The 13639-nt window shown below is 46.9% G+C and carries 10 protein-coding genes and 1 pseudogene; 6 read left to right on the forward strand and 5 right to left on the reverse strand.

Annotated elements, in window-relative coordinates:
• The first annotated feature begins 176 nt into the window (after positions 1–176).
• Complete coding sequence (locus tag ACRBG0_RS19610) at positions 177–959, forward strand: hypothetical protein (RefSeq protein ID WP_431488553.1); 783 nt, start codon at positions 177–179, stop codon at positions 957–959.
• 34 nt (positions 960–993) lie between these two features.
• Here the strand turns inward: ACRBG0_RS19610 and ACRBG0_RS19615 are convergent, their stop codons facing one another.
• The gene (locus ACRBG0_RS19615) at positions 994–2406 is read right to left on the reverse strand and encodes an RtcB family protein (RefSeq protein WP_431488554.1); all 1413 of its coding nucleotides are present in this window, start codon (positions 2404–2406) and stop codon (positions 994–996) included.
• 214 nt (positions 2407–2620) lie between these two features.
• On the opposite strand from ACRBG0_RS19615, the gene ACRBG0_RS19620 reads away from it, so the two are divergent.
• Positions 2621–3379 (forward strand): DUF429 domain-containing protein, encoded by a 759-nt coding sequence (locus ACRBG0_RS19620; protein WP_431488555.1) that lies wholly within the window; start codon positions 2621–2623, stop codon positions 3377–3379.
• A 246-nt stretch (positions 3380–3625) separates the two neighbouring features.
• The gene (locus ACRBG0_RS19625; protein WP_431488556.1) at positions 3626–4897 is read left to right on the forward strand and encodes an NRAMP family divalent metal transporter; all 1272 of its coding nucleotides are present in this window, start codon (positions 3626–3628) and stop codon (positions 4895–4897) included.
• Between the two features lie 106 nt (positions 4898–5003).
• Here the strand turns inward: ACRBG0_RS19625 and ACRBG0_RS19630 are convergent.
• The 3 genes and pseudogenes from ACRBG0_RS19630 to ACRBG0_RS19640 all read right to left on the reverse strand — a co-directional run.
• Positions 5004–5432: T9SS type A sorting domain-containing protein (locus ACRBG0_RS19630; protein ID WP_431488557.1), on the reverse strand; the 429-nt coding region annotated here is incomplete at its 5' end.
• 2 nt (positions 5433–5434) lie between these two features.
• Positions 5435–5923: pseudogene (locus ACRBG0_RS19635) on the reverse strand (choice-of-anchor V domain-containing protein); the annotation flags it as partial.
• Positions 5924–6029: 106 nt separating this feature from the next.
• On the reverse strand, positions 6030–6554 hold the full coding sequence (locus ACRBG0_RS19640) for a 1-acyl-sn-glycerol-3-phosphate acyltransferase (RefSeq protein ID WP_431488574.1): 525 nt from the start codon (positions 6552–6554) through the stop codon (positions 6030–6032).
• Between the two features lie 418 nt (positions 6555–6972).
• Between ACRBG0_RS19640 and ACRBG0_RS19645 the strand changes: the two genes are divergently transcribed.
• Positions 6973–9291 (forward strand): CotH kinase family protein, encoded by a 2319-nt coding sequence (locus ACRBG0_RS19645; protein WP_431488558.1) that lies wholly within the window; start codon positions 6973–6975, stop codon positions 9289–9291.
• Positions 9292–9303: 12 nt separating this feature from the next.
• On the opposite strand, the gene proB is transcribed toward ACRBG0_RS19645, so the two are convergent.
• Positions 9304–10380, reverse strand: a complete 1077-nt coding sequence (gene proB / locus ACRBG0_RS19650; RefSeq protein WP_431488559.1) for a glutamate 5-kinase — start codon at positions 10378–10380, stop codon at positions 9304–9306.
• 133 nt (positions 10381–10513) lie between these two features.
• On the opposite strand from proB, the gene mscL reads away from it, so the two are divergent.
• Positions 10514–10924, forward strand: coding sequence for a large-conductance mechanosensitive channel protein MscL (mscL, locus tag ACRBG0_RS19655; RefSeq protein ID WP_431488560.1), 411 nt, complete (start codon positions 10514–10516; stop codon positions 10922–10924).
• 236 nt (positions 10925–11160) lie between these two features.
• The coding region (locus ACRBG0_RS19660; RefSeq protein ID WP_431488561.1) for an HYR domain-containing protein at positions 11161–13639 on the forward strand (2479 nt) is incomplete at its 3' end.

Here is a 13639-nt window from a genome sequence, read left to right on the forward strand (position 1 = left end):
ATTTGCCTACGTTCACTCCAAAAATAAACCCCTAACAAGCTCTTTATACTTGGCAAAGCAAGCATTAAAACTTTCTTTTGTGTGTATTAATTGACAAAGTGTCTCTACCATTGTGTGAGCGCCTGCTTTTTTTGGGTAAGTGTTTTATTCTTTCAACCCTATTAAAATAATCCTTCATGAACCTTTTTCATCACCCGCTACTGAAATCAATCCTCTTCGTTGCTTCTGTAGCAATCGTAGGCTGCTCCTCTCCGACAACAGAATCAGCGCCGCCCCAAGAGCAGCAAATAGAACAAGAACAGATAAACGCCACTCCTACACCCGAGGAGAAAACACCTCTCAAAGAAAAAGCACCTGCTCCTAAAATGGAGCTAGACACGATCGTTTTACCTGCTACGTTTAGCAAAGTCGCTGAAGCGCAAGGAGACCTCAATAAGGACGGCCAACCTGAATTAGTGCTTGTTGTAGACGACCTGCAATCTGCTGGCGATTTTGGTATCTCACGTAGCATCCTAATCTATCGCCTAGAAAATAGGCAATGGAAGCAGTGGGAAGAATTTCGAGGAGGTATCCTAGACAGTGAAGCTGGCGGCATGATGGGCGACCCTTTTGAAGGCATAGAGATTGATCGTGGAAGTATTGTAATCCACCACTTTGGTGGTAGTCGCTATAAATGGAGATACACGCATCGGTTTCGTCACCAAAACGGCCGCTGGGAGCTTATTGGGGCAACAGTTTTGTATGGTACGCCCTGTGAATATTGGAAAACCTACGATTACAATTTATCAACCAGCAAGGTAGAAGTTGAAGAAATTTACGAAGACTGTGATACTGAAAAGGAAACGACCAATACCTTTTCCTTTAGGCATGCGATCAAGCCATTGCCCGACTTGCATGGTTTTATTCCAGGAGAAACAGCGGTTGCTGTACCGGAAAGAGAGGATGATTTTTATTTTTAAACCAGTCCCGTAGAGACGTTGCGGTACAACGCCTCTACGAGTCTCCTGCCATGCGGACAATTTTGGGGTAGAACTCTCCCAAAACATCCACCAAATCACGCTGGTTAGCCATGACGGTATGGATGTCCTTGTAGGCCATCGGTGCTTCGTCCAGACCGCCGCCGATGAGGGTGACACCTTGCTGTTCGAGGTACTTCTTGACTTCGCTGCCCGTAAGGCTACGCTTTGCCTGGGAGCGCGACATCAGGCGCCCTGCTCCGTGTGACGCAGATTGCAGCGACTGGAAGTTGCCTTTACCACGAACGATAAACCCAGGGGCCGTCATGGAACCAGGAATGATGCCTAACACGCCTTTTCCCGCCGGAGTAGCACCTTTGCGGTGAACGATTACTTCCTTGCCGTTGGCTAGTTTTTCCTTCCACGCAAAGTTATGGTGGTTCTCAATCCGAGCCAGCGGCTTTTCGCCGAGGGCTTTCGCCAAACGGCGGTGGATATGATCGTGGCAAGCCGAAGCATAATCGCCGGCGAGGTTCATCGCTGCCCAATATTCGTGCCCAGCTTCCGAGTCGAGCGTCAACCAAGCCAGGTGGCGAGCTTCTTTCGGCAGTCGGCATTTTTGCATCGCGATCTTGGTGTAGTGCTGCGCAATTTTCGCCCCCATCCCTCGGGAACCAGAATGAGACAACACAGCCAGGTATTCTCCCAGTGGCAAGCCAAACTCATTGTTTTCGTCCGTCAAGCGAGCGATCCCGAATTCTACGAAGTGGTTTCCGCCACCAGAAGAACCGATCTGCTTGTAAGCCTTGTCTCGGTTTTCGCGAGCAATCTTTACGTACTTGAACTCATCGCGGCTGAAGATAGGATCATCCATTGGCCGCTCGAAGGATTCAAAACCAAAACGAGAGTGTTCTCCCAACATGTTTTTGAATTTATCCCGCTCACCGATCAGCCGCTGTGTCGGAATATCATAGAGGCTCAGACACATACGGCAACCAATATCCACGCCCACGCCATAAGGGATCACGCTATTTTCCGTCGCCAACACTCCGCCAATCGGCAAGCCGTAGCCTTGGTGGGCATCCGGCATCAAGGCTCCTTGCACCGTCACAGGCAAGCGCATGGCGGTAAACATCTGATCTTTGGCACCGATTTCAATTTGTTTTTCGCCAAACATTGGAAAGTCTTGTGCTTTCTGCTCCAGCTTGTACTGCCCACCTTCAGCGGTGACTTCCTGCTCGCCCAGGAGTTCCTTGGCTATTCGCTCCCAACCTTCGACTTCACGGAAAGCTTCCGGGCGTAGCCGCACTTGCTCCAACATTTTGAGGGCCCATTCGTGAGGTTCTCGACGAAAGTGCTCGTATACTACGTTGATGGCCAGACCAATGATCTTTCCTTCTTCGTATCCAATCTTGCGCAGTTCTTTACCGCGTAGTTTTAGCTTTGCCATGATCTTTTATTGCGCAGAAAATTAATGGTGTCTTCTATAAAGTTTTTTTTGAACCATATAAGTTCATAGAAGAACATATAAGGGCTTTTTTATAAAGCTCCTTCCCAAATAATAATTCGACCTAAGATACAGCCTCAGGGTTAAACAAGTTCCCTTGGTATTCATTTATATACTCATCGCTTAGTAATAACACTAGCTGTGCCTCACACTAATCATGAAACAACAAAACATACAACCCGGTATTGGTGTCGATGGCTGTAGAGCTGGTTGGTTGCGTATCCTCTTTGATGGAGAAACGGCAGCAATGACCTTATGCAGGGGATTGCTTGAAGTAGCTTTGCATACCGCAGATACTCCTGTTTTCATTGACATGCCAATTGGTTTTGTCACTGCTGGAGTGACTGGGCGGGCTTGTGATCAGGCTGCTCGACGCTACCTTAGTCCTTTGCGGCACAGCAGTGTTTTTACTCCACCTTGCCGAGCAGCTGTTTATGCAGACAAGGCAATGGCCAGCGCACTTAATTTCAGCCATACCGGCAAAAAGCTTTCGCAGCAATCGCTCAATATTGTCCCTAAAATGCGGGCATTGGATGAATTTCTGCAAGCACAAAACCAACGTGAACAACAACGTTGGCATGAAGCTCACCCTGAAGTTGTTTTCGCCGCTTTTAATCAGGGACAACCCCTGGTTCACAAAAAAAAGACTCGTGAAGGAGAGGCTCAACGCTTGGCCTTACTTCAACCTTATTTCCCTAAAATAGACGATTGGTATGTGGATGCCCGTAATCAATATCCTCGCAAGGAGGTCTTACCTGATGACATTATTGATGCCTTGGGGTTGGCGATAGCCGCTTACCTTGCCAACCATCAACTAACCCAAATGATTTTCTTTCCACCTGATGCCGAATACGACGAAACGGGACTGAGGATGCAGATTGTAGCCGTGAGGGACACCAAACTAAGTAATACCTAGTGCGCAAGGCGGAGCCCTGGAGCGCGACGCCAGGATGGCGTGAGGACGAGGGACAGCAGTGGTACCGGAGGTAAAAACGGATGGCCCGGTGCCGATCCCGACTGCATCAGTAGGGAGAAGGCACGGCCCCTAGACAATCTGACAAGCAGGTCTTCTCAAAAAAAATTGAACCATATAAGTTCATAGAAGAACATATAAGACTTTATCTTGAGGAGAAAGAACCAACCACCTCTACAGTCAACGCCTATGTCTAAGAATTTCCGCTCCTTATTACTATGGTCAATTATTGCGGCAGCCTTTATTGGGCCGGGTACGGTTACAACGGCGGCCCGAGTGGGGCATGGCTACGGTTTGGGCTTGTTGTGGGCCTTGGTATTTTCTATCCTGGCAACCATCGTACTACAGGAAGCTGCGGCCCGCCTAACCTTGGGTGCTGGCCAGCCGTTGGGTGAAATTATTGGTGCTGAAAACCGCAAGTGGAATACTTTCCTTTTTGCTGCGGTGGCTTTGGGTTGTGGCGCTTACCAGGCTGGAAACCTGCTAGGAGCATTGGCCGGATTACAGCTTTTGGGAGATGTGAGCAAATGGTGGCTTCTACTACTAGGAATAATTGCTGGAGGGCTGCTGTGGTCGGGTAGTACAAAAATAATAACCCGCAGCTTGGCATTGATTGTTGCGTTGATGGGGATTGTCTTTGTTTGGGTCGCTTTTGGGGCGGAAACGCTTCCGCAGGAGTGGCTGACCGGATTGGTTCCCAAGGTGGAGGAAGGCTCTGCGCTGTTGGTGGTAGGCTTGATAGGTACTACGATTGTTCCCTATAATTTATTTCTGGCATCTGGTCTCAGTAAAGGGCAGGATTTAAAAGAAATGCGGACTGGTTTGCTTTTGGCTATCGTGATTGGGGGTGGAATAACGCTGGCTATTTTGCTGAGTGGCACATTGGTAAAGGGGGCTTTTGGTTTCCCTGAATTGGCCGCTGCGCTTGATGGACGACTGGCGGGTCGTGGTGGCCTCCTACTTGGCATTGGCTTGTTTACAGCAGGGCTTAGTAGTGCGATCACCGCGCCGCTGGCAGCTGCGATAGCTGGACAGAGTTTGGTGGGTAAAAATCGCCCGGAGTGGGGTTATCAGGGGCGTTATTTTCGCTCTACCTGGGGCATCATTCTGGTGGCAGGCTTGCTGTTTGCCCTTACGGATGTGCAGCCCGTACCTGCGATTATTGCTGCTCAGGCATTGAATGGTTTGATTTTACCGCTGGTAGCTGTTTTTCTACTCTTAAAGATTAACGACCCCAAGGTGCTGTCGGGCGTTTACCGCAATTCTGGCTGGCTCAACATCCTCACGGTGCTTATCGTAGGCGTGACTGTCTTCCTAGGCTTACACAACATTTGGTCGGCGATGACAAAGGTCTTTGCGAATCTAAGCGCAATTACAGACAACACCCGCTTTATGATCAACTTTGCAATAACGGGCCTAGCCTGTCTGGCTTTGCTTATACGAATCCGTAGAATAGCCTAAATCCAGGAGAGCGTGGTTATTGAACCATATAAGATCATATAAGAATTATAAGCAAGAGACTTATATGAACTTACAATCCCTTATATGGTTCAAAAGTCTTTACCTTTTACTTCTTAAACACCATGGTGCGAGAAGCAGCATTGTTGTTGCTGATTTCCACCGTGTATTGCCCGGCGGCGAGATTGCTCAAGTCGAAAGACAAATTATTTGTTCCAGCAGTCAAGACCGTATTTTCCTGATGAACAGGCTGGCCAAGCATACTGTAAATGCGAACCATTGCATCGCTTGTTGCTTCTACTTCTACCTGTAAGTTCAATTGATCAACAACAGGGTTAGGGAAAGCATTTAGGCGAGTAGCCAAGGCTGGCAATTCGCGGGTATTTACGGTGAGGTCGGTCAATACGGTAGGAGAAGTTAAGAAGACGGCTCCATCACCACCGCTACCGTTGGCATTATTCGCTGCAACTGAAGCTGCATAGAATTTCACTTCACCAGCGCTGGCGGCAGGTGCAGTCCATGGAATTTCGAAGACATTNNAATCTCGAAGACATTACTTTCACTACGCTCCGAATGCTCGATATAATCGCGGTCATTTAGCGTTGTTACCTGAGTGCCTGCAACCGATGTGAAGCTACCTCCTTGCTCATTATCAGCACCGACCAAAGCTACTGCCTGAAAGCCATAAACCTGGGCGCCTTCGTCAGCATTGACAGTGACACGCATGGTGTAGTTTTCACCAGCTTCATAGCCTGTAACGACGGCTCCGTCTTTCAATAACTCCAAGGTCATGGTAGGGTTAAAAGCGCCCACAGCATGGCAGTTGCCACAAAAACCGTTGGACAATGGCCCACCTGTTCGGTCTTGTCCTTGTACGGCACCCGGTCCACTGGAATTTCCTAAAAAAAGTATCCCACAAGAGAGGACAAAAAATAGCATGTAGATAGCTCGCATAATTGAAATTTGATTGAAAATGAATAACTCAGAGATGGCATGTAATACCTCTAACGAATTTACGATGATTATCATGGTTTTCTATTCTAAACCAAGGCAATTGTCGCAAGGGCGTTACTGTTTTGTGTAGCGCCATTATCATAGACGAAGAAAAAAGAAAATTGTTTAACGAAAAAACAGTTTAGCGCTTTGGTATAAAGCTTTTCTTGGGGTGAAAACCTTTGGCATCTCCGTAAAATTCGTAGAAGTATTTAAAATCGGCTTCTTTATCTCCTGTTGGCATAAATGGTTTATCAAAGCGAATCACCCCTTTACCCCAATCAAAAACACAAAGGACTATAGGCACTTTGGCCCTGAGTGCAATATAGTAGAAGCCTGATTTTAATTGATCAACTTTGGCACGCGTACCTTCAGGGGCGACAGTGAGGCGAAATCGGTCTCGTTTTTCGAAAACGTCGGCTACTGCCTGTACAAAATTATTGTTCTTACTCCTATCGACTGGCACTCCTCCCATCCAACGAAAAAGCTTTTCGAAAGGCCCGCGAAAAAGAGAATCTTTAGCCACAAAGTGGATCTTTTCACCGATTATCGGACGTACACATATCCCGATTGGAAAATCCCAATTGGAAGTATGCGGCACCACTGCTATCACACATTTCGCAGGTAAAGGGTATGGATATTCAATTCGCATCCCCATGAGGCGCATCCAGAAGCTGGCAAGCGTTTTTGCTAAACCCAATTTTACTATTATTTTATGTCTGGCTAAAATACAACTTTACTGGTACTTAGTTCGTAAAAGAGTTAAGCGACGCCGGATTAATAACTGTCAGATCTTCTAGGAGTGATTTTGGCTTTACCCTTCGTTAAAGAACCGCCTCCCTTAGCTATGGGGCTAAGGTCGGGAACCTTTGCCTCGATTAAAACCAAAATCACTAGCCTATCAACCCCGACAGTTATTAATCCGGCGTCACTAAGTCCAGAATATTTGCGTTTTTTGTATTCTCTTTTGTACAAAAAGAACGTTAATGGACTTTCTTATAGAACTTAATTGAACCATATAAGCTATTATAAGGCCATTTAAGGACGTTATTGTTTTACCGCAGGAATTTAAAGCAGGAAAAAATTTGCGTTTCCTTATTACCATCTCCTTATTCTTTTTGGCAAGTGCTCTTGGTGCACAGTCTGTAGCGACTGTTTCACCAGCCGATTCTATTGAGGTACATTTTGAACCTGCTGGTGGATTTTATCAACACCAACAACTCATCACTGTTCACGCGCCAGGGGCTAGCGATATTTTTTACACACTGGATGGTTCTAAGCCCAACCAGCGTTCGCAGCGTTATTTTCAGCCCATCATTCTGGATGAAACAGCTGTTATGAGGGTTGTTGCCTACCTCGACAACGACGCTGGCCGGCCAGTTGGGCAAACCTACTTCATTAACGAGCCTAAAACAAATTTCCCTGTTGTTTCTATTGCGCTACCTCCTTATGTATTATTCAATCCTGAAACGGGTATTTTTGTCCAGGGCGGAGGTGCAGTAGACTCGGTATGGCATAAACCCGGTGCTAATTTTTGGACCAGAAAAGAATACGCCGTTCATCTCGAATTTTTCGAAGCTGATGGCAGCCAAATTTACAGTAGCCTTTCCGGCATGCGCTTATTTGGTGGTATGAGTAGACTATTCCCTCAAAAGTCGCTGGCCATTATTGCAAGAAAGCAGTACGGTGAATCGCGTTTCCGGATGCCCATTTTCGGCGAGGAGGGTAAAAAGTCTTTCAAATTCCTGGTTCTCCGCAACAGTGGGAGTGATTATGGGAAAAGCCACTTTCGAGATGGTTATATGACAAGCCTCGTCAAAGACTGGGATCTAGAAACCCAGGATTTTCGCCCGAGCCACGTTTATATCAATGGTACTTATTGGGGAATCTACAATATTAGAGAAAAAGTAAACCGCTACTTTATTGAAACCCATAGCGATGGTGTTGATCGAGACAGCATTGACTTATTAGAGCATTTTTTGGTACGCAAGCGAGGATCGCGTCGGCATTATCAGGAGCTTCTCGATTTTTTGGAACGCTATGATTTAAACCTACAAGCCAATTTTGACCACGTAGCGACCTACATGGAGACCGACAACTTCATGGAGCACCAAATTGCTCAAATATATTTTGATAACCGCGACGCAGGTGGCAATATCAAATACTGGCGGCCAGCAACCCCTGGTGGACGGTGGCGGTGGATACTTTACGATACCGACTGGGGCTATGGTTTACACGACGAAAAGGCTTATCGCAACAACAGCCTGACTTTTCACACCAACCCCAATGGCCCGCACTGGCCCAATCCGCCCTGGAGTACTTACCTGTTGAGAAAACTACTCCAGAATGAGGGCTTCCAACACCGGTTTGTCAATCGATTTGCTGATCATCTAAATTCAAGTTTTAGCGCACAGCAGGCAACAGCACTGCTGGATTCTTTCTATTTCCTCTATCGGCAAGAAATCCCAAGGCATCTAAAACGCTGGCGATTAAGCGAAAGCACATGGGAAAGCCAAGTCTCCATCATGAGAGATTTTGCTGCAAAAAGGCCTGAATATATCCGAGACGAATTGATGGATGTCCTTGGCGTGGGGCCTGTGCGAGACGTTCGCATAAGCTGTAATGGAGGCGGAAAAATTTTACTGAACGACTACCTTGAAGTAAACAATTTCAGAGGCGACTACTTTGCCAATCACCCTATTCACCTCCGAGCAATCCCGGCTTACGGGCACCGATTCGTCGGTTGGGAGCACGATGAAACCGCGGATCGAGAACTCGATATAGACTTAAAGAGAGATCATAAATATAACTTCCGGGCACGTTTTGAACCTTACGAGCATCCGCTTCAAGATCAGGTGATGATCAATGAAGTTTGCCCAAAAAGCAAGAAAACAGATGACTGGATAGAAATTTATAATCATTCGGAACAAACGGTGCCCCTCAAAGGGTGGGTCCTCACGGATCAGCGTAATGAATTTATTTTTCCCGCAGTAGATTTATTACCTAATGACTACCTCGTCGTATGCAAAGACGCCACCAAGTTTAGGGAAACTTTCCCAGAAGCTTATAATGTTATCGGAGGGCTGGGGTTTGGATTAAACAAGCGCAAAGAAATACTTGGACTTTATGCCGAAGGTGGAGCTGCTGTAGACAGTTTTGCTTACACCTTACCCCCGCTTGATTCTGCCTTTACCCTCAACTTATTGCTTCCTGACCTCGACAATGCTGATGTGGAGAACTGGGAATTACGCACTGGCCTTGGCTCCCCCAATCGGGCCAACCCCTACCTCATCGAAACCAATGTACGCCTGGCTCAATCACAATGGATGCAAATAGGCCTGGCTGCAGGTGTATTTGTACTGTGTTTGCTCTTGCTGTATTTGCGCAACAGAGGTGTATTCTAGCCTAAGAAAACGCTAATAAATCATCAGGTAATCATAATGCACCAGCGGCTTCTGGCCTTTCTGGCCCATCAGCTCTTTTGCTTTTTCAGCGTTGTACTGTGCTACGCCAATCCCTACCAGCTCACTATCGGGGCCAATAATACTCAAAAGGTCTCCTTTTTTAAAATCACCATCTATGCTGACAATCCCTACCGGCAATAGGCTACTCACTTTGGTCGCATCTGTCAAGACTACCTTGGCACCCTCATTTACCTGAATACGGCCTTGGGTCGTAGGGTGCTGAGCCAGCCACTTTTTAAGATTAGAAGGTTGGGCTTGCGCCGGAATACGCGTACAACGACCGTTTCCGGACAATACTTCTACCAGACTGTTCTGCCGCTGCCCGTTGGCCAAGATCACGTCAGCTCCTAAACGGGCCGTGTGTTGGGCCATTCTTACTTTGGTGGCCATACCTCCTCGCCCAAAGCTTGACTTCACGGGAGCAATGTAGGACCATACACTCTCGTCTGTCGCACTCAAAGTCGGAATCAACTCAGCGGCCGGGTCATCAGGAGCGGCAGTTAGCAGACCATCTACGCTACTGAGTATCACCAAGGTGTCGGCGTTCAGCATGGCCGTGACAAGGCTAGCGAGTTCGTCATTATCGGTAAACATCAATTCCGTTACGGAAACGACATCATTTTCATTCATAATAGGCACCACCCGATCGTGCAACAGGGCTTCCAGGCAATTTCGCATATTCAGATAGTGCCGGCGATCGCGAAAATCTTCTTTCGTGGCCAACACCTGCCCACAAAGCAATTGGTGGCTAGCAAACAATTGTCGATAAAGCTCCATCAAGCGAATCTGACCGATGGAAGAAAGCATCTGTCGGCGCACTACGGGGTCCATTTCATCAGCCGCTGGCAACAACTCACGACCGGCACCTACCGCCCCGGAAGAGACCAGTACCAATTGATGGCCCTCTTTTTTTAGCATCGCCAATTGATCTACGAGGTGACTGATATTGGTTACATCCAAGCTTCCATCCGGCCGTGTGAGAACATTGGTCCCTACTTTGACTATAATTTTAGAACTTTTTCTGAGCATAATATTACCTGAGTGTCGACAAAACTTATTTGGCAAATTTAAGGAAGCTTCTTAGATTGTTACTATTATGACAAGTCGCGTCTAATTTTCAACACAGAAATAACTAACTTTTTTTCATCAAAACAAAACGAAAATGTGGTCAGAATTTAAAGCATTTATCCTTCGAGGAAACGTATTAGAATTGGCAGTAGCTGTGATTGTTGCAGGTGCCTTTGGTACTATTGTAACCTCCTTTACTAATGACATTATCATGCCGCCAATTGGTATGCTGTTGGGCGGCGTAGATTTCTCTGATTTAGCGATGACGCTCCAGGCAGCAGAAATGAATGACGCAGGAGAGGTAGTCAAAGAAGCCGTACAAATCCGTTACGGAGCCTTTATTCAAACCATTATCAATTTCTTGATTATTGCCTTCGCTATCTTCATGTTATTGAAAGCCTACAAGAGCACACAGGAACCAGCACCGGAAGCAGCTCCTGCTCCTGATCCTGGCCCAAGCACAGAAGATTTGCTGGCAGAAATCCGTGATCTGCTCAAGAAATAGTAGATTTCTCATTTCATGCACGAAAAACCTCCTGGAAGTAACGTCTTTCAGGAGGTTTTCTTTTTTGGCACGATTTTTTCTTTTAGTGCAATAGATGCCCGAAAACACAAACAGGGCGATTAGTTAATCAAATTATGGTGCAAAGCTGAATAGCATTGTTGCCACTGAATTGTTCAGTAGCAACCTGAGAAAAGTATGCTCCACAATAAGGTTCTAACCCTAATATTGTACGAAAGATGAAACACAGTATTCCATTTCCACAAGTATCCTGGAGCCGCTACAGCAGGCTCTTCCTTCTTTTCTGCTTGAGCTGGTGCAGCAGCATAATCAATGCTCAAGATTGCGACCTGGCTTGTGTTGGCTCGCCCGACCAACCACTCCAAGTGGTTATTAGCGACCAGTGCCAAGTGGCCTTAACTAACGATATGTTGCTTCCTGATATAGACTCCTGTCCTGGTGACAAGCGACTCACTGTCAGGGATTCCCTCAACAACCTGATTACCGACGGTTTCAACTTTGTTCAGTTTTCTGCGAATGCTTTCGTCGGAAGTCGGCTCAGTGTCACCATCACTGATCAAACTACGGGCACGCTTTGTGTAGGCACCATACGGGTTGTCGACAATAGCGCACCTACCATTACCAATTGCCCCAATATAACGGTAAGTTGCCTTGACAATACTTCCCCGGAAGTTCTTGGCGAACCAACCATCGGGGACAATTGCGACATGAACTTAACATTAACTTCGATCGACAACATCACTTTTGGTGATTGTCTATCGAATATCGCTGCCGTTATTCTTCGTGAGTGGACGGTTACCGATCACAGTGGCCTAACCGCCAGCTGCACCCAGGAAATCACCGTCACGCGGGCATCTTTCATGGATGTAACTTTCCCTGACGACATTACGCTCCCTTGCGACGATCCTAGTGCAGACCCTGCTATTACGGGAATTCCTATGCTCAATGGTACAGTATTGATGCATGGTGATATGTGTGGCCTGGACGTAGGTTTTGCAGATGACACTACGTTTATTTGTAACAACTATATGTACCAAATCAATCGTACCTGGACGGTCATTGAAAACTGTACAGACTTTTTTGGTGAGGATGTTCAAACCATTTTGGTAAGTGACGACCAAGGGCCAACACTCAATTGCCCTACTCCCAACCAACTGGCTTACACCAGTGACCCAGGCGTTTGTAGCGCCACCATTGCACTCCCTATAATTACAGGTACCGACAACTGTGGTGCCAATATCACATTTTCTGTTACTTCTTCTTACGGAGCTACAGATTTCAGTCCTGTAAGTGGAGTTGCTCCTGGCGAGCACATTGTTGTTTACCAAGGTCTAGACGAGTGCGGCAATACGAGTACCTGTACGGTACAGCTCACTGTTACGGATGATGTAGCCCCCGTTGCTGCTTGTGATGACCAAATAGTAGCCTCTATTGCTTCGAGTGGTTATGGCATTATTCTGTCCTCTACTTTCAACGAAGGCAGCTCAGATAACTGTGGCCCTGTTTTCCTGAAAGCAAAAAGAAATATCGGCGCTGGATGTAACCTCGCTAATGGTGACGACAGTAGCCTACCTGGCTATCAGGAATGGTTTGATGATCGGGTAATTTTCTGTTGTGAAGACATTCCAAATAGTCCTATTTCTGTAACATTGAGAGTATACGAAACCGACCCAGGCACCGGCCCTGTTGATCCTTCCCGCGAAAGCGGTGGCGGCGACCTCGTGGGACATTTTACCGACTGCCAATCAATTGTTACTCTACAAGATGGAACTGCTCCTATTTTTGAGCAATGCCCGCAGCCACTTACGATCAACTGTTATGACGAACAAGACAACCTAGGTATCTACGGTAGCCCCGTAGTACGAGATAATTGTGGCTTTACGCTCGATAGCACTTTCGTTACCAGTTTCAACGAGTGTGGTGTAGGAACCATTACCAGAACCTGGACCGCAACAGACAACTACGAGCACGAGTCTAGCTGTTCTCAAGTGATTAATGTTATCAACAATGAAGCATTAACAGAAAATGACATTGTTTGGCCAATCAACGTTGAGTTATACGAATGTGGTGCTAGTACTGCCGACGAAGACCTGCCGCTTGCCGCTCGCAACCCCACCGTTAACTGGGCGGGATGTGGAACGGTAGCGATAAATAGCACCGAGTCTGTTTTCAACACTGTTCCTGGTGCTTGTTTCAAAATTTTACGCACCTGGACCGTGATCGACTGGTGTAACTTTGACCCTTCTAACCCTAACGGAGGAGGCCAATTTACCCATACGCAGCAGATCAAAGTATTCGATCAAGAAGATCCAATTATTATCTGCCCGGAATCAGTGACCGTCAACGTAAGCAGTAACTGTACCACAGGTTACGCAACCTTGGGATTGCCTACTGCTGACGATTGCTCTACCCAGATTACATTTACGAATAATTCTCCTTACGCCAACAACAATGGAGCTGACGCTAGCGGTAACTATCCCGTAGGAACAACGACTGTGCAATTCATTGCTAATGATAATTGTTTCAACAACGCTTCTTGCACAACAACGGTAACCGTTGGAGACACCGAAGCGCCTAACGTCTCTTGTATTGTGGGCTTGACAACCAACGTCATGCCGATGGGTGACGGAGTTATGGGAAGCATCAACGCCAGTGCCTTGGTTGGCTCTGTAAGCGACAATTGCGACCCTACTAGCT

Source organism: Lewinella sp. (assembly GCF_050633125.1).
Classification (GTDB): domain Bacteria; phylum Bacteroidota; class Bacteroidia; order Chitinophagales; family Saprospiraceae; genus Lewinella.